Origin of the sequence: Bradyrhizobium sp. ARR65, assembly GCF_000472385.1 — a bacterium.
Taxonomy (GTDB): domain Bacteria; phylum Pseudomonadota; class Alphaproteobacteria; order Rhizobiales; family Xanthobacteraceae; genus Bradyrhizobium.
In genome coordinates, this window is sequence record NZ_AWZU01000002.1 from 290038 (window position 1) to 305804 (window position 15767).

Below are 15767 nucleotides of genomic sequence, written 5' to 3' on the forward strand. Positions count from 1 at the left end.
CTCCAGAAGGTGGTCACGCTGGCTTTGTTGCGCTAAACACCTGCCGCGTTTTCGAACAAGGAAGGTGGTGAGCGATGTCGCGTGCAAGAATTCTGGTCGCATCAGTGATGGTCTTCGTCGCGATGCTGTTTGTGCCGACCCTCGCTTCCGCCCAGAACACAGGAAAAGCCGTGACCACACCATCGGGCCTGCAGATCATCGACACCAAGGTCGGCACCGGAGCCTCGCCCAAGCCCGGCCAGATTTGCGTGATGCATTACACCGGCTGGCTCTACGAGAATGGGCAGAAGGGCAAGAAGTTCGATTCCTCCGTTGACCGTAACGAGCCGTTCGAGTTTCCGATCGGGCAGCACAAGGTGATCGCGGGTTGGGACGAAGGCGTCGCTACCATGAAGGTCGGCGGCAAGCGCACCCTGGTCATTCCGCCGTCGCTTGGCTACGGCGCGCGCGGCGCTGGCGGCGTCATCCCGCCGAACGCGACGTTGATGTTCGACGTCGAACTGCTGGCGGTGAAGTAGCCGGAATTGCGGACTCCGCGGCGCTGTGTCACCCGGCTCTTGTCTGCCGAAACTTTAGCAAAAGCGGGTGCGCGCGAGACGTAATCGGCCGGGACGAGGTCAAAAAAGAAACCGGCCTTTCGGCCGGTCTCGTTCAGATAAACCAACTTATCACGCTAGTCCGCGCCGCGCTTTGCGGCCGCTGCCGCGCGATCGATCGTCTCCTTGGTGGCTTCCTTGGCCTCGCCCACGGTCTTCTGGCCTTTGCCCTTCACTTCCTGCATCGCGCCTTCGCCCTTGAGCTTGTCCGAATCGGTGGCTTCGCCGACGCCCTGCTTCGCCTTGCCCATTGCTTCGTTGGCAGTGCCTTTCACCTTGTCAGCGGTGCTTCCCATAAAAATTCTCCTCCTGATTGGTCCGAAAAATCAACGTTTTGCCTGCAAAAAAGTTCTTCCCATCCGCTGGCTTGAAACGTTGGATTTCTGTACGGTGCTGGCGGAACTCCATCGACAGCAGCGCCCATCGAAAGCAGCGCAATGACTTCTGATCATCACGACCACCCGCATTCGCACGACCACGACATGGAACGCTGGAAGCATGACGGCGTCCGCGTCATCCCCGGCAACCAGCTCGATCCCAACGTGCCCTCGACGCCAGGCATGGACCGCAAGGCGGCGATCAATTTCGCCCGCGTCGGCGCCCAGAAATTGTGGGCGGGCACGGTCAGCATCAAGCCGGATGCCAAAACCGGCGCGCATCATCATGGTCATCTCGAGAGCATCATCTATGTGGTGAAGGGCAAGGCGCGGATGCGCTGGGGCGAGACGCTGCAGTTCACCGCGGAAGCCGGCCCCGGCGACTTCATCTTCGTGCCGCCTTACGTGCCGCATCAGGAGATCAATGCCAGCCGTGACGAGGTGCTGGAATGCGTGCTGGTGCGCAGCGACGGCGAGGCGGTCGCGATCAATCTCGACATCGAGCCGGTCGAGAAGCCGGAGACGGTCTTGTGGGTCGACCCCGTGCACCGCGATCCCGCGGAGAAGAAGTGACGCGCTGACCGCCATTCCGGGGCGACGCGTTAGCAGCGAACCCGGAATCTCGCGCCGCAACCTCCAGATCCCGGGTCCACGCGCGAAGCGCATGTCCCGGAACGACGATGCAAGGCTACGCAAACACGCTATGATCGATCGGGCCGTTCGGCACCACATAACCATAGCGCGTGTTGGACGGTTCGGGGCCGAGCTTCTCATACTCCGCCTTCATCAGCGCGAAACGGTCGTCCTTTATTTCGTTCATCGTGTGCTTGGGCTGGATGTTGTAGAGCCTCGCATTGTTGTCGCCGAAGATCGCGCTCTTCACAGGCCCGTCGGCGGGGCCGAGCGGGGCAAACCCGAACTGCTTCTGCATCACTTCCGGAATTTCCAGCCGCCGTAATCCCTCGATCTGCCATTGCGGCGCGCCGGTCCACAGCGCGTCCGTGCCCCAGCAGACGTGATCGACACCGAGTCCCTTGATGAGAATGCCCATCAGCGCCGCGCAGACATTCGGCTCCGCAACGAGCGTCGTCGCGAACAACTGACCGACATCGCCATAGACGTTGCTGACGCCATATTGCTCCGGAATCTCGGCGAGATCGCTGGTCCAGGCGATGCGCCCGGTGCGCTCGAATTCGGCGAGTGCTACCTTCGGATCGCCGCCGACATGCCGATAGGCGGAGTGATAGATGATGAAGTTGAGCTGCGGCCAGTCCTTGGCCGCCTGCCCGACATCGGCGACGTCGGCAAAGCCGCGCAAGTTCGGAAACTGCTTTTCGACGCCCGGCGGGAACAGCCCCTTGTGCACGCAGACGTTCTTGATGCCTGCTTGCACCATTTTTTCATAGCCCTTGTAGGCGACCTTTTCGTCATCCATGCGCCAGGGATAGCGGCTGATGTCCTTGTGCGTGTTGTCGCCGATGGTGTAGCCCTTGCAGGACTCCGGCTTGAGCGCGAGCGCCGCATCGAGCTTGTCGAGCCACCCCGGCTGCCCCGGCGTGAAGATGGCGTGGCAGAACAGGCGCCGCGAGCCGGCCTCCTCGTTGATCTTCTTGCGGGCGTCCGCCATCTGCTCGTTGGTCAAGAACCAGTCGCGCTCGATATCGGACGGGGCAGAGGAGATCAGCGCGATCTTGGTGTCGGAATCCAGGAAGATCTCCTTCTTGTAGTTGTTGAATTTCAGATCATCGACGGTCTGCTCGTGCTCGGCGAGTTCCTTGTTCCAGCCGGCCTTGCCGACCGCTTTGCGCATCTCCAGAAAAGTGGTGATGCGGGTGTCGTCGCGCAGGAAATGCGTGTGCATGTCCATGATGAACTGGTCTTTCAAGGCGTTCGCCCGCTCATCGGCCATCGCGGGCGTTGCGGCTTCGGCGCGTGTCACGTCGAACAATGGGCCATAGACCTCATTCATCGCGAGGAAAGAGGCGGCCATGCCGGCCGCCGTCTGGAAGAAGCGGCGGCGGCTGAGGCCGTGCTCGCCGCCGAGCTCGTCGGCCATGGCGAGCAGCCGTGCCTCGACCTCGCGCTGCCGCTCGTTCTGAGGATCGGGATAGAATTCGTCGCTGGACACGATCTGGGTCGGAATCGGCGTCCGGTGCTGGCAGAATTCCGATGGCATCAGCGCCGCAAGTTCTTCTTCGGTCAATTGGCTGCTCATGGCTTCACTCCCTTGCATCCGCCGGATTTTTCCGGTCGGGCGTCGCGTGCGAGACTAAGCTGAGGTCGCGCGTTCCGTCCGCGCTGTGTTTGGCCGTCGATGTCACAAGCGCGTGTGCCGCCACAGCGGATTGTGAATCGCTCTTTTGGCAACCACGCAATGCCCGGCGGCTTTCGCAGCTATTAACGCCTGTGTTATCGTCGCAAGAGGATCGGACGAAGAAACCGAACCCACTGGGAGAACAGGGATGACGCAGTCTGAACCCACCCTGGCGCGCCGTGCCGTCATCAAGAGCATCGGGGCGGGTATGGCGGCAAGTGCAATGGGCGCGACGCCGGCGGATGCCGCGGAGCCGGACGCAGCGGACGGCGGCGAGATCTGGAGCAGCGAATATTGGGCCAAAAAGGGCGAGGTGCCCTTATGGATGTTCCGCAAGCGGATAGGGGCGCCCAAAGCCGGCGACCCGGCGCGGCCGGTCGTGTTCTTTGTTCACGGCTCCTCCGTCACCTCGCGGGTGTTCGATCTTTCGGTGCCCGGCAAGGGCGAATATTCGGTCATGAACGAGTTCGCCCGCTATGGCTTCGACTGCTGGACCATGGATCACGAGAATTACGGCAAGTCGGGGCGCACCTCGGGCAATTCAGATGTTGCAAGTGGCGTCGAGGATCTCAAAGCCGCCGCCGAGGTCGTCACCCGTGAGACCGGACAGAAGAAATTCCACTTTGTCGGGGAGTCCTCCGGCGCGTTGCGCGCCGGCGCTTATGCCATGGCCGCGCCCGACCGCATCGATCGCCTGGTGTTCGCCGCGTTCACCTACAAGGGTGAAGGTTCGCCGACGCTGAAGAAGCGCGCCGAGCAATCGGACTACTATCGCTCGCACAACATGCGCAAGCGCGACCGCGACATGATCCGCTCGATCGCTACCCGCGACAGGCCGGGCACCAGCGATCCCGCCGTGATCGAGGCGCTTGCCGATGTGGAATTGCAGTTCGGCGATCAGATCCCGACCGGCACCTATCTCGATATGACCGCGAACCTGCCCGTGGTGCTGCCGGAGAAAGTGCTGGCGCCGGTGCTGTTGCTGCGCGGCGAATATGATGGGATCGCAGCCGTCCCTGATCTCGAAGAGTTTTTCAACAAGCTGCCGAATGGCGACCGCCAATTCGTGATCCTGCCGGGCACGGCTCATTCGGTCGTGCTCGCCATCAACCGCCAATTGTTCTGGCACGCGACGCGGGCATTTCTGACCATGCCGACGCCGATTGCGACCTAGCATCGTCGCGCGACACGATCGTCATACCCCGCGCATGCGGGGGTATCCGGTACGCCGAGGCGGTTCGCCTCTATCAAGACTACTTCTGAATACGTCATCATCCGTTTTCGTGGACGATGACGGCTGAGGGGCGGAGCCGGTTCGCACCGATACCCCCACCGAGCAATGGCGCCCGGAAAAATTTCAGATCCCCTGTCGGGACCTGAGCTGGCCGTCCGTCCTTAGGCCGTGCGCAACCCCACGGAGACCATGATGACCAAGCTGATTTTCGTTAATCTGCCGGTGAGCGATCTTGCCCGCGCCACCGTCTTTTATCAGGCGATCGGTGCGACCAAGAATCCGCAGTTCAGCGATGACACCGCGGCCTGCATGGTGTTTTCCGACACGATCCATGCGATGCTGCTGACCCACGACAAATTCCGGCAATTCACGCCGAAGCAGATCGCCGACGCCAAGGCTTCGAGTGAGGTCCTGATTTGCCTCTCCGCCGACAGCCGCGAGGCGGTCGACGACATCATCAGTAAGGGGCAGCGCGCGGGCGGCACCGCCGACCCTTCGCCGAAGCAGGATTTCGGCCTCATGTACGGCCGGAGCCTGGAGGATCCCGATGGCCATATCTGGGAAGTGATGTGGATGGATGTCGAGGCCGCGCGGAAGGCTCAGGCGAGCCAGGCGACCGCCTGACCTGTTCACGGCCGCAAGAAGATTTCCAATGAAGATTTCGTCCGACGTGGGATCGGTCGAGCAAAGCGAAACGCATCATGCTCACGGGCGGTTCGATGGGTTTCGCTTCCGCGCAGCCCATCGTACAGCGCCTGGTGCGCGTTAACCCCGCGCCGGCAGCCACACCGCGCGCGAGAGCATGATCAGGGAGCAGATCGCGGCATAGGCAATCAGCGATGCCGCGACCATGCCCGCCAAGCCCGTCATGCCGGCCCCGAGGGACGTCACCACGAACCAGCCGCAGCCCGCCGCGATCAGGATGCGCAGGCTGGAGGCGACAAACGGCCAGAGCACGTGCCCGGCGCCTTGCGCGGCAAAGCCGAGCACGAAGCCGAAACCGAGCGCCGCGTAGGTGGGAGCGACGATGCGCAGATAGGTGGTGCCGATGTGCAGCACCTCGACGTCATGACTGAACAGCGTGAGCCAGAGTGGCGGATAGGCGGCGACGATGAGACCGATGGTGCCCGTCAGCGTCACACCCGCCGCGCTCGCGATCCAGGCGATCCGCCTGGCGCGCGCGATGTCACCGGCGCCGACGGCGATGCCGACCATGGTCAGCGTCGCCGTGCACAACCCGAACAGGATCGGGATCAGGATGTAATCCAGCCGCGAGGCGATGCCATAGGCCGCGAGCGCGGTGGTGCCGAACAGTCCGACCGCGCCGGTGACCAGAATGACGGTGAGATTGGTGAGCACGGAATTGACGGCGGTCGGCACGCCGACGTGCAGAATGTCGGCGAATAGGCGGCGCTGCAGCGGAACGATCCCGAGCCTCAGGCCCGCGCGGCCGCTTGCCATATAGCGCAGCAAGAACAGCATCGCCCCGCAATAGTAAACGGCGAAGGCAATGCCCGCGCCCGCAATGCCGAGGCGCGGCAGTCCGCCAAGTCCAAAGATCAGGATGGGCGACAGCGGAATCAGGACCAAGGCGCCGACCAGTGTGACCGTGGCGGGAACCCGTACATTGCCGGACCCGCGCAGCGCGCCGGCCTGAAAATTCACGATCCACACCGGGATCGCCCCGGCAAATAGATAGTTGGAATATCTCAGGGCGGCTTGCAGCGCCTCGCCGCGACCGCCGAGAGCCCGGTAGAGATGCGGGCCACCCCAGATCGTCGCAAGCGAGAACAGCGCGCCGACCACGATTGCAAGAACAATAGCGTGGAAGAGCAGTGCATCGGCGTCCTCCTTTCGGCCCGCGCCGACGGCGCGCGCCACTGCCGAGGACACGCCGCTGCCGAGCCCGCCGTTCGACATCATGGTCATCAGCATGAATACGGGAAACACCAGCGCCACGCCTGCGAGCGCATCGGTGCCGAGAAAGCCGACATAATAGGCCTCGGCGATATTGACCGCGGTCTGCGCCACCAGCACCACAACCGTGGGCAACGCCAGTTTCAAGAGCGTCGGCAGCACCGGGCCGGTCAGCAGCGCCGCGCGCCGCGCCTCGTTGCGGGCGTGCAGGAGCGATGGGGGAGAGGGCGATTTGGGGGCAGGGGAGCTGGAGTTCGAGTCGGTTCCCTCGTCGCGCGCCGCATCCCGCTCGATCACGCGTGGCAGCGCTTCAGTCGCATCGGTCATTTCGGTTCAGCTTCGTTCAAGTCGGTCAGGCTCGATCTTTATATGATGGTCACAATGCATTATGATGACCATAATGCAATATACGATCGCTCACGATCGCGTAGGGCTGGGGGCGCCGCCTGCTTCCTTCCGCAAGGGAGCAGGGTCTATCGCTCTGATGTTGTAATTTTGTCACAGGCGCAACTCGTGCGCCGATCCCTCACCGGCGGCAAGCGCAAAACCGGTTCAACGCAATCGACAGATAAATCCCGCTCGTCCACACTCGATGCCATTGCGATACCGTCGGCTGTGTGATCAGTCCCGTGAACAGTGCGCGCGAGTCCCCTGCTTCGAACCTCTCCGTCGTGGCATGCGGCGTCGTCTCGGTCTTCATTTTCCTGATCGCGCATGCCGCGTTTATTGTAGGACTGAGCACGCCGGAAAAATTCGTGTTCGACGAAGCGCATTACGTGCCGGCGGCGCGGCAGATGCTTGAGCCGGTCATCCGCGAGCCGATGCTCAATCCAATGCATCCGCCGCTCGGTAAGCAAATCATCGCGTCGTCGATCCGTATCTTCGGCGATAATGCGTTCGCCTGGCGCTATCCGGCTGCCCTGTTCGGCGCGCTCTGCCTGGTCGCGATCTATCTCGGCGCGCTCGCACTATTTTCCGGGCAGGCGCCGGCGATTGCCGCAAGCCTGATCGCTCTCTTCAACCAGATGCTGTTCGTGCAATCGCGCATCGCGATGCTCGACATCTTTGCGCTCGGCTTTTCGCTATGCGGCATAGCGGCTTTCATGCATGGTTACCGCAAGGTCCGCCCTCACATCTATTTCGCAGCCTCGGGCCTCGCCTTCGGATTCGCGGCTGCCTGCAAATGGAGCGGATTGTTCCCCCTTGCGACCGCTATCGTCATCATCGCGATCATCAGGCTGATGCAGGGCTGGCGTACCGCGTTTGCGGACGGAAATTCCGGCGACTGGTATCGGCCGGACCTCTGGCCGGACTTCAGGGCTTTTCATTTCGCCGCATGCTTCGTTTGTCTTCCCGCGCTCGCTTATCTCTTGAGCTTCGTCGTGCTTTATGGTCCGTCCCCATCCGACATTCTCGAAGCCCAGCAGCGCATCTTTGCCGACAACACCACCAGTGCGATCGCTGGCCACACCTATATGAGTTCGTGGCCGTCCTGGCCGTTTCTGATCCGTCCGGTCTGGTACCTGTTCGATAAGGTCGAGGACGACACGGCCGCGGCGATCGTGCTGCTCGGCAATCCCGTGGTGCTATGGCCGGCGCTGCTTGCGCTGCTCGTTTGCCTGCGTGACTGGATCGCGACGCGCCGGGCAGACGCGTTCCTGATCCTCGCGTTCTATTTCGGGCCGTATCTGGCCTGGGCCCTCCTGCCGCGCACGCTCGGCTTTCTTTATTATTATCTGCCGTCGGCGACAACGGCCTCGCTTGCGCTGGTCTACGCACTGACGCGGCAGGGAATGCCGCGCTGGGCGCTATGGGCCTACGTGGTAATGGCAGGTGCGGGCTTTGCGGCGATGCTGCCGATTTCGGCGGCGTTCGTCGGCACGTCGATGGCGACCTTCAACCGGCTGATGCTGTTCCAGAGCTGGATTTAGGATGTTCGCGTTTCGCCACGAAGAGCGGGGAGAGGGAGCGCAGCGGCATCTTTCGAGCCGCGGTCTTAAAAGCGGCCGTCTTGCGACAACAAATCACCCAGATGCGCCCCTAACAGCGGCGGTCCTAAGACCAATAAGAACTGACGCAAGCCGTGTTTTCTCCCAAGCGACCGAGTGACTATCAAGGTTATCGCGCCGGCACCACCGAGCGGGCGGGATCCATCACCTCAATGTCGGTCCTGATCGGCGCCGCCATGATCGCGGTGGCGATCCTGCTGTCCACCCTGATCACCGCCGTGGGCGCTCGTTATGTCGGAATCGAAGGTCCGACCGAAGACAGCGCCTGGCTGGTCGACCGTCTCACCGGCAAGATCTACAAATGCGAGGCGCAGGGGCGCGGCAGGGCGTCCTGCGAGCCGGACGTCGCAGCGGGGAGCATCGGCATCAAGCCGAAGCCATAAGGCGCGCCCGCAGCATCGGCCGTTCATCTCTTCGACGGTACGATCCGAGCCGCCTGTTCGGCAATGAATCGCCAGAGCCGGGTAGCGACGGGGCCGTGGGGCGCATGACGCAACCGCGCCGCGACAAGCTCGGCCTCGCCCCCACGGAAATGGGTTCCGGTGATCGGCAGCAGTCGCTTCTCCCGCAGGTCGCGCGCGACCAGGTAATGCGGCAGGTGACCCCAGCCCATGCCCTGCAAAATGAGCTCGCGTTTCATCAACTGGTCGCTGACGGTGCAGCTTCGCGCGCCTTCGACCAGAAAATAGTCGCGCGGCGGTGAATGGCGGGCGCTGTCGCGGATCACGCATTGCACGTAGTCGCGCATTTGCTCCGGCGTGATCGATTTCCCGATTGGAAAGCGTAGGAAATTCGGCGCGACCACCGGCACGATCTTCACCGTGAAGAGGTCGACGAATTCAAGCCGCGGGTCGGCCTTGTCGACGTGATGCAGGATGAGATCGGCCTCGCCATCGAGCAGGCGCTCGACCGGGCCCGAGATCGATTCGAAATAGAGATTGAGCCTGGTCGAAGGACAACGGTCGAAAAAGCTGCGCAACAGTGCCAGCGTCTCCGGAAGGGGGCTGACGTCCCCGATCACCACGCGCAACTCGCTCTCTTCGCCCATCGCAAGCTGGGCGGCATGGCTGGCTAATCGTTCCGCATCTTTCAGGAACAACCGGGTGCGCTCGTAGAACGAGCGCCCCGCTTCGGTCAGCTTCACCCGGTAGCCGCCGCGGTCGAGCAGGCTGAGCTTGAGCTGCGCTTCCAGGTTCTTCACCGATGCCGAGACGCTCGGCTGCGAGCGCCTGAGCTTCTCGGCCGCGGCCTGGAAGCTGCCGGTGCTGACCACCGCCTCGAAACATTGCAATTGATGCAGCGTTACGCCATCGAGCATTATTCAGTTATCCTATGAAGAATATCGAAATTATATTCTTTTTTCTGATGGCACAATTCGCAAAGCTCGCGCGCGTCACAACACAGGGAAATCCTCATGCGCGCGATCGTCATCAAGGAATACGGCGGGCCGGACGTGCTCGCGATCGAACGGCGTCCAGATCCCGAGCCGAAGCTCGGCCACGTCCTGATCGAGGTGAAGGCCTTCGGCGTCAACCGCGCGGAGCTGTACTTCCGCTCAGGCGCGTGGGGCGAAGTCGCCGAGATCAGCGGCATCGAATGCGTCGGCGTGGTGAGGGCCGATCCCGACGGACACTTCAAGCCGGGGCAGAAGGTGCTCGCCATCGTCGGTGGCATGGGTCGCGGCACTAGCGGCAGCTATGCCGAGCTCGTCAACGCACCAAGCGCCAATGTCACGGCAATCGAGACGGATCTCGCCTGGGAAGATCTCGCCGCCATCCCGGAATCCTATGCCACCGCATGGACCGCGCTATGCGGGATCCTCGCGATCAAGCCCGGCCAGACGGTGCTCATTCGCGGCGCCACCTCGGCGCTGGGGCAGGCAGCCATCAATATCGCGGCGCATGCCGGTGTGCGGGTGATCGCCACCACGCGCAACGCAGCGCGCACCGCATTGCTTGAGTCTCTGGGGGCCGACGCAGTCCTGCCGGAGCACAGCGGGCTGTCGCAGCATTTGCGCCAATTGCACAGTCGGGGAATCGAGGCGGTGCTTGATATCATCGGCAATAGCACGGTCCTCGATTCGCTTCGGATGGTGCGGCGGGGCGGCGAGGTATGCCTGGTCGGCTTTCTCGGTGGAGGCGGGCCGCTGACGGTCGAGCCGGTCTTTCAAATTCCGAGTGGGGTGCGGCTCAGCATTTTTGCCAGCGCGTTGGTGACCGGATCCGGCGAATTTCCGCTCTCGGAAATTCCATTCCAGGCCATCGTGGATCGCGTCGCCTCCGGCATCTATCGGGCCAAGCCCGCGCAGGTGTTCAGGTTCGAGAACATCTCAGCCGCCCACCGCGTCCTGGAGGAAAACACGGCGGGCGGCAAAGTCGTCGTCCGGCTCTGACGTCGGGAGACCAGGGCGATGGGGGCCGGCATTGCCCTGCAGCATGGAAAGTGTCTTTTTCCCGAAATCTTCCCGTGGAAAATATGCAGCGCGTGAGCCGGCATGTCGCCGGCTTTCTTTCAGTGAGGGCAAGATGAGGATTTTGATTGCTGCTGCGATCTTATCGGCGCTGGCTCTTTCGCCGGCTTCCGCCAAAATGATGGCCTGCACCGCCGACAACATGGCCAAGGCCGTCGCGGCGATGGGACCCGAGCCGACCCCGGCCAACAAGGAATTGGCCGCGGCCAACACCGAGATGGGCAATGGCAAGATGAAGAACGCCTGCATGCACTATATGAATGCGCAGAAGTTGAGCATGGCGAAGTAAGGCCGGCAAAGAATTTTTCATTTGGGACTTGCCGCGCAGCCGATTAAGGCCGCGCGGCCTTTCTTCCCTCTCGCGCGCCCCGGCCGAATCCGGCTAAATTAGCTCGTTGTGTCCGGCGGCAAGAAACTCCATCCCTTAAGCCAGCGTGAGGCGAGGCGCATCTGGTTGCGCGCGCAGCGGCTCGATACGGCCGCGCCGTTCGGCGCCGGCGCGCAGGCCGTGGCGGATGCGGTCGCTCATCTCGGCTATGTGCAGATCGATACCATCAACGTCATCGAGCGCTGCCATCACCACATCCTCTGGACCCGCATTCCCGAATACAGGCGCGTCGATCTGCACCAGGCCCAGAGCGTCGACAAGAGCGTGTTCGAATACTGGACCCACGCGCTGTCCTACGTTCCGAGCCGCGACCTGCGGTTTTTCATTCCGCTGATGCGGCTGCACAAGCGCGAGCGGGAACGCTGGTTCGAGCAGGTTACGCCGCAGGACCTGCGCAAGGTGATGCGCCTGATCCGGCAGGGACCGCTGACCATTCGCGACATCGACGACGACGTGCTGGTCGAGAAGGAGCATCTCTGGGCCAGCCGCAAGCCCTCGAAGCGGGCGCTGCAATTTGCCTTCTATACCGGCGCGCTCGCCATCAGCGAGCGCAATGGCATGCTGAAGACCTATGAGCTGATCGGTCGGCATTTCGGCTGGGACAAGCCGCCGAAGGCCGCGTCCGCGACCGAGGTCGCCGCCTATCTGCTCGATCGAGCCCTGCGCTCGCAGGGCCTCGTCTCGCTCGATTCGATCTGCCATCTCGACGCGCCGAGCAAGCCGGGAGTCCGCCGTATAATCGAGGCATGCGTTCGGCGGGGCGAACTGGTCCCGGTCATGCTGGAAGGTGCCGGCAAGCAGGAGCACTGGGCACGCCCGGAGTTTCTGGAGGAGAAAGGTGAGGGCGCGCCTGAGCTGGTGCACATCCTCTCGCCCTTCGATCCGCTGATCATCCAGCGCAAGCGCACGGGTCTGTTCTTCGGCTACGAGCACCGTTTTGAGGCCTATGTGCCGAAACACAAGCGCCAGTTCGGCTATTTCGCGCTGCCGGTGCTGGTGGACGATGACATCGTCGCCGCCATCGACGTCAAGACCGACCGGCAGAACCGCAAGCTGTTGCTGCAGCAATGGAGCTGGGTGGGCGTTGGGGCCAAGCGCGGCGCGCGCAATACATTGAAGGTGCGGATCGAGGAAGAGCTCGACCGGTTCGAGAGATTCCAGCTCGACAACTGATGCCGTCATTCCGGGGCGATGCGCAGCATCGAACCCGGAATCTCGAGATTCCGGGTTCACGCTTCGCGTGCCCCGGAATGACGCAGCAAGATAGGGCCGACGCATGCCTCCTCCCGCCCCAGCGAATGTGCATCCCGGATGAATCCGATTGACACCACCGGTGCAATGCTAAAAACCTTTGTCAGAACATCAAAAAGAACGACCCAGGGGAGCAAACATGAGCCAATCCGCGAGTCTTGCTGCGTCGAGCGTCGGCGTTCGGGGCGACATCGAAGCCTCGACCATCCGCGCCATCTCCTGGCGGCTCATCCCCTTTCTGGTGCTGGCTTACTTCTTCTCCTATCTCGATCGCGTCAACCTCAGCTTCGCTGCGCTCGGCATGAACGCGGAATTGAAATTCACGCCCCTGATCTACGCCTGGGGCGCCGGCATTTTCTTCATCGGCTATTTCATCTTCGAGGTACCGAGCAATCTCGCACTGGAGAAGTTCGGCGCCAGCCGCTGGATCGCACGTATCATGGTGACCTGGGGGGTGATCTCGGCGCTGATGGCAACCGTCAACAGCGAGTGGAGTTTTTACCTGCTGCGCTTCCTGCTCGGCGTGGCCGAGGCCGGCTTCTTCCCCGGCATCATCCTCTATCTGACGTATTGGTACCCGGCCGAATATCGTGCGCGTTTTCTCGCGGCATTCGCTATCGCTGTGCCCGTCTCCACCGTGATCGGCGCGCCGATTTCGGGCCTGTTGCTTGGCCTCGACGGCGTCTGGGGCCTGAGAGGCTGGCAATGGCTGTTCATCATCGAGGGCATCCCCTCGATGATGCTCGGGTTGGTCACCTGGTTCTATCTGACCGACAAGCCCGAACATGCCAACTGGCTCACGGCCGAGCAGAAGGCCTGGCTGTCGACGCGGCTCAATGCCGAATTTGCCGCCAAGCAGGCGGCGAAGTCCATGACGTTGGGTGAAGCGCTGTCTTCGCCCAAGGTGATCATGCTCAGCCTGATCTACTTCTGCTTCGTCGCGGCGCTCTACGGCATGCAGTTCTGGCTGCCGCAGATCGTCAAGGCCTTCGGCCTCACCAATGCGCAGACCGGTTTCGTCACCGCGATCCCGTATCTGTTCGGTACCGCTGCCATGATCCTGTGGGCAAGGCGCTCGGATGCGACGCGCGAGCGCGTCTTCCATGTCGGCGCGCCGTTCTTCGTCACAGCGCTCGCGCTCGGGGTCTCCAGCAACATCACCGACCCGACCATGACCATGGTGGTGCTGACCCTTGCCGCCATCGGCATCTTTTGCATCTTCGGCGTGTTCTGGACGTTGCCGACGGCCTGGCTCTCCGGCACTGCGGCGGCCGGCGCGATCGCGCTGATCAACTCGATCGGCAATCTTGCCGGCTTCGGCGGGCCGTATCTGATCGGCTGGGCCAAGGAAGCGACGGGCAGCACCTCGACCGGCCTGCTGTTTCTTGCGGTCTTGCCACTGATCGGCGGCCTGCTCGTTTTCCTGGGCGGCCACGAGAGCAAGGTGGAGTTCGCCGGCACCGAACGGGGGAAGTGACGGGCGTTTTAGCTTTGTCATTCGGGGCGCTCGCGAGAGCGAGCGAACCTGGAATCTCTCTGGTCAAGAAACGTCGCCAAACGAGCTCGAGATTCCGGATAGACGCGCCGTGCGCGTCGTCCGGAATGACGTGCTTGGGGCCGGTGCAGTCATGCGTCGGTGGGTTGAGCAGGGCGAAACCTACCATTGACGCCAGTGGAAGGTGGTGGGTTTCGCATTTGCTCAACCGACCCTGAGGTTTTCGCAAACACCTGTTGTGGACTCGGCGTTTGCCGGGGCGGCCGAGCAATATTAATTAACGTTCACGAAATCATGATTATTGACGATTATTGACTTTCGTCAGCAAACATTTGACATTCCAGGATAGGTCGAGTCCAGGGAGTGTCCGATGCTGGCCCGGTTGATTTTGTTGAATTACTCCAGGTTGTTAGCTGGCGTGACGCTGGCCGGCATGGCGGTAGCGCTGGCAGGCTGCAACGACAGCGTCGCCGAGAAGGCCGAGCCGACCCGCCCCGTGCTGGTCGCGACCGCCCATTACGAGGCCGAAACCCCTGAGCGCAGCTTTGTCGGGACCATCCGGCCACGTATCGAGAGCGACCTCGGCTTTCGCGTCGCCGGCAAGGTTTCCAAGCGCCTGGTCGAGGTCGGCCAACGCGTCGATGTCGGCACCCCGCTCGCGACGCTGGACGAGGTCGACCTGAAGCTGCAAGCCGAGCAGGCGGAGGCTGAGCTCAGGGCCGCGACCGGCGTGCTGGCACAGGCCGCCGCCGCCGAGCAGCGCGCCAAGAACCTGCGCGTCAATGGTTGGACCACCGACGCCCAGCTCGATTCCGCCAAGGCCTCGGCCGACGAGGCTCGCGCGCGGCTTAACCGCGCCGAGCGCTCGGTCGAGCTCACCAAGAACTCGCTCTCCTACGCGACGCTGGAGGCGGACGCCCGCGGCGTCGTTACCGCGACGCTGGTCGAGCCCGGCCAGGTCGTGGCCGCCGGCCAGACCGCCATTCGCGTCGCGCGGCTGGCGGAAAAAGAGGCGGTGGTCGCGATCCCCGAAACGCTGGTCGAGCGTGCCAAGAAAGGCATGGCGACCGTGACGCTGTGGTCCGATCCGAACCGGAAATACGCCGCGCGCCTGCGCGAGATTTCGCCGAGCGCCGATCCGGTCACGCGCACCTATCTCGCCAAATTCTCGCTGCCCGAGGCCGGCGACAATGTCGAGCTCGGCATGACCGCAACGCTGACTCTGGCCGATCCCGCGACCGAACGGGTCGCGCGGCTGCCGCTGTCGGCGCTGTTTCGCCAGGGCGGCGATCCCTCGCTCTATGTCGTCGACGACAAGGGCGAGGTGACGCTGAAGCCGGTGAAGGTGAAGGCCTATGAGAGCAACGACCTCGTCATCTCGGGCGGCGTGGAGGAGGGCGCCAAGGTGGTCGCGCTCGGCGTACAAAAGATTGATCCGAGTCAGAAGGTACGGGTGGTCTCGTCGCTGTCGTTCTGAATTCCCTTCCGTCATTGCGGGGTGCGAAGCGAGGAAGTGGTCCAGTATCCAAGCCCAGCCCCCTGGATCGCTTCGCTTCCCCCCGCAATGACGGTCCCTGAGCGCGACGATTCGATCTGATCTCGTCGCGCAGTTGCGCTCCGCCATTCCGGGGTGGTGCGAAAGCACCGAACCCGGAATCTCGAGGTTCCGGGGTTCGCTTTGCGTGCGCCCCGGAACGACGAAATTGAAGCAGGTCG

Annotated in this window: 15 protein-coding genes; 11 read left to right on the plus strand and 4 right to left on the minus strand. The window is 62.7% G+C overall.

Going from position 1 to position 15767, the window contains the following annotated elements:
• The first annotated feature begins 107 nt into the window (after positions 1-107).
• Positions 108-518, plus strand: coding sequence for an FKBP-type peptidyl-prolyl cis-trans isomerase (locus F758_RS0104015; RefSeq protein WP_502689123.1), 411 nt, complete (start codon positions 108-110; stop codon positions 516-518).
• Between the two features lie 155 nt (positions 519-673).
• Here F758_RS0104015 and F758_RS0104020 read toward each other — a convergent pair whose 3' ends face one another.
• Positions 674-892, minus strand: a complete 219-nt coding sequence (locus F758_RS0104020; protein WP_024506646.1) for a CsbD family protein — start codon at positions 890-892, stop codon at positions 674-676.
• 141 nt (positions 893-1033) lie between these two features.
• Here F758_RS0104020 and F758_RS0104030 point away from each other — a divergent pair, with 141 nt between their 5' ends.
• Complete coding sequence (locus F758_RS0104030; RefSeq protein WP_024506647.1) at positions 1034-1546, plus strand: cupin domain-containing protein; 513 nt, start codon at positions 1034-1036, stop codon at positions 1544-1546.
• 115 nt (positions 1547-1661) lie between these two features.
• On the opposite strand, the gene F758_RS0104035 is transcribed toward F758_RS0104030, so the two are convergent.
• Positions 1662-3188, minus strand: a complete 1527-nt coding sequence (locus F758_RS0104035) for an amidohydrolase family protein (RefSeq protein WP_024506648.1) — start codon at positions 3186-3188, stop codon at positions 1662-1664.
• A 247-nt stretch (positions 3189-3435) separates the two neighbouring features.
• Between F758_RS0104035 and F758_RS0104040 the strand changes: the two genes are divergently transcribed.
• Together F758_RS0104040 and F758_RS0104045 are read left to right on the plus strand one after the other, a co-directional pair.
• Positions 3436-4461, plus strand: coding sequence for an alpha/beta hydrolase (locus F758_RS0104040; protein ID WP_024506649.1), 1026 nt, complete (start codon positions 3436-3438; stop codon positions 4459-4461).
• A 252-nt stretch (positions 4462-4713) separates the two neighbouring features.
• The gene (locus F758_RS0104045) at positions 4714-5145 is read left to right on the plus strand and encodes a VOC family protein (RefSeq protein WP_024506650.1); all 432 of its coding nucleotides are present in this window, start codon (positions 4714-4716) and stop codon (positions 5143-5145) included.
• Positions 5146-5286: 141 nt separating this feature from the next.
• Here F758_RS0104045 and F758_RS0104050 read toward each other — a convergent pair whose 3' ends face one another.
• Positions 5287-6765: an MATE family efflux transporter gene (locus tag F758_RS0104050; protein WP_024506651.1), complete on the minus strand. Its 1479-nt coding sequence runs from the start codon at positions 6763-6765 to the stop codon at positions 5287-5289.
• A 302-nt stretch (positions 6766-7067) separates the two neighbouring features.
• On the opposite strand from F758_RS0104050, the gene F758_RS0104055 reads away from it, so the two are divergent.
• Together F758_RS0104055 and F758_RS0104060 are read left to right on the plus strand one after the other, a co-directional pair.
• Positions 7068-8369 carry a phospholipid carrier-dependent glycosyltransferase gene (locus tag F758_RS0104055; RefSeq protein ID WP_024506652.1) on the plus strand — a complete coding sequence of 434 codons (1302 nt, stop codon included), beginning with the start codon at positions 7068-7070 and terminating at the stop codon, positions 8367-8369.
• Between the two features lie 230 nt (positions 8370-8599).
• On the plus strand, positions 8600-8830 hold the full coding sequence (locus F758_RS0104060; RefSeq protein ID WP_024506653.1) for a hypothetical protein: 231 nt from the start codon (positions 8600-8602) through the stop codon (positions 8828-8830).
• 23 nt (positions 8831-8853) lie between these two features.
• On the opposite strand, the gene F758_RS0104065 is transcribed toward F758_RS0104060, so the two are convergent.
• Entirely contained in the window at positions 8854-9765 is a 912-nt protein-coding gene (locus F758_RS0104065; protein WP_024506654.1) for a LysR family transcriptional regulator, read from the minus strand.
• A gap of 96 nt (positions 9766-9861) precedes the next feature.
• Between F758_RS0104065 and F758_RS0104070 the strand changes: the two genes are divergently transcribed.
• The 5 genes from F758_RS0104070 to F758_RS0104090 all read left to right on the plus strand — a co-directional run bounded on the left by F758_RS0104070 (position 9862) and on the right by F758_RS0104090 (position 15528).
• On the plus strand, positions 9862-10839 hold the full coding sequence (locus F758_RS0104070; RefSeq protein ID WP_024506655.1) for a zinc-binding dehydrogenase: 978 nt from the start codon (positions 9862-9864) through the stop codon (positions 10837-10839).
• A gap of 133 nt (positions 10840-10972) precedes the next feature.
• Positions 10973-11206, plus strand: a complete 234-nt coding sequence (locus tag F758_RS0104075) for a hypothetical protein (protein WP_024506656.1) — start codon at positions 10973-10975, stop codon at positions 11204-11206.
• Positions 11207-11314: 108 nt separating this feature from the next.
• Positions 11315-12478, plus strand: a complete 1164-nt coding sequence (locus tag F758_RS0104080; RefSeq protein WP_024506657.1) for a winged helix-turn-helix domain-containing protein — start codon at positions 11315-11317, stop codon at positions 12476-12478.
• Positions 12479-12695: 217 nt separating this feature from the next.
• A complete protein-coding gene (locus F758_RS0104085) occupies positions 12696-14033 on the plus strand; it encodes an MFS transporter (protein WP_024506658.1) in 1338 nt (445 codons plus the stop codon).
• A 388-nt stretch (positions 14034-14421) separates the two neighbouring features.
• Entirely contained in the window at positions 14422-15528 is a 1107-nt protein-coding gene (locus F758_RS0104090) for an efflux RND transporter periplasmic adaptor subunit (protein WP_024506659.1), read from the plus strand.
• Positions 15529-15767: the final 239 nt, after the last annotated feature.

Coding starts and splice junctions, on each gene's coding strand:
- F758_RS0104015 (WP_502689123.1), top strand. CDS start 108: ATGGTCTTCGTCGCGATGCTGTTTGTGCCGACCCTCGCTTCCGCCCAG.
- F758_RS0104020 (WP_024506646.1), bottom strand. CDS start 892: ATGGGAAGCACCGCTGACAAGGTGAAAGGCACTGCCAACGAAGCAATG.
- F758_RS0104030 (WP_024506647.1), top strand. CDS start 1,034: ATGACTTCTGATCATCACGACCACCCGCATTCGCACGACCACGACATG.
- F758_RS0104035 (WP_024506648.1), bottom strand. CDS start 3,188: ATGAGCAGCCAATTGACCGAAGAAGAACTTGCGGCGCTGATGCCATCG.
- F758_RS0104040 (WP_024506649.1), top strand. CDS start 3,436: ATGACGCAGTCTGAACCCACCCTGGCGCGCCGTGCCGTCATCAAGAGC.
- F758_RS0104045 (WP_024506650.1), top strand. CDS start 4,714: ATGACCAAGCTGATTTTCGTTAATCTGCCGGTGAGCGATCTTGCCCGC.
- F758_RS0104050 (WP_024506651.1), bottom strand. CDS start 6,765: ATGACCGATGCGACTGAAGCGCTGCCACGCGTGATCGAGCGGGATGCG.
- F758_RS0104060 (WP_024506653.1), top strand. CDS start 8,600: ATGTCGGTCCTGATCGGCGCCGCCATGATCGCGGTGGCGATCCTGCTG.
- F758_RS0104065 (WP_024506654.1), bottom strand. CDS start 9,765: ATGCTCGATGGCGTAACGCTGCATCAATTGCAATGTTTCGAGGCGGTG.
- F758_RS0104070 (WP_024506655.1), top strand. CDS start 9,862: ATGCGCGCGATCGTCATCAAGGAATACGGCGGGCCGGACGTGCTCGCG.
- F758_RS0104075 (WP_024506656.1), top strand. CDS start 10,973: ATGAGGATTTTGATTGCTGCTGCGATCTTATCGGCGCTGGCTCTTTCG.
- F758_RS0104085 (WP_024506658.1), top strand. CDS start 12,696: ATGAGCCAATCCGCGAGTCTTGCTGCGTCGAGCGTCGGCGTTCGGGGC.
- F758_RS0104090 (WP_024506659.1), top strand. CDS start 14,422: ATGCTGGCCCGGTTGATTTTGTTGAATTACTCCAGGTTGTTAGCTGGC.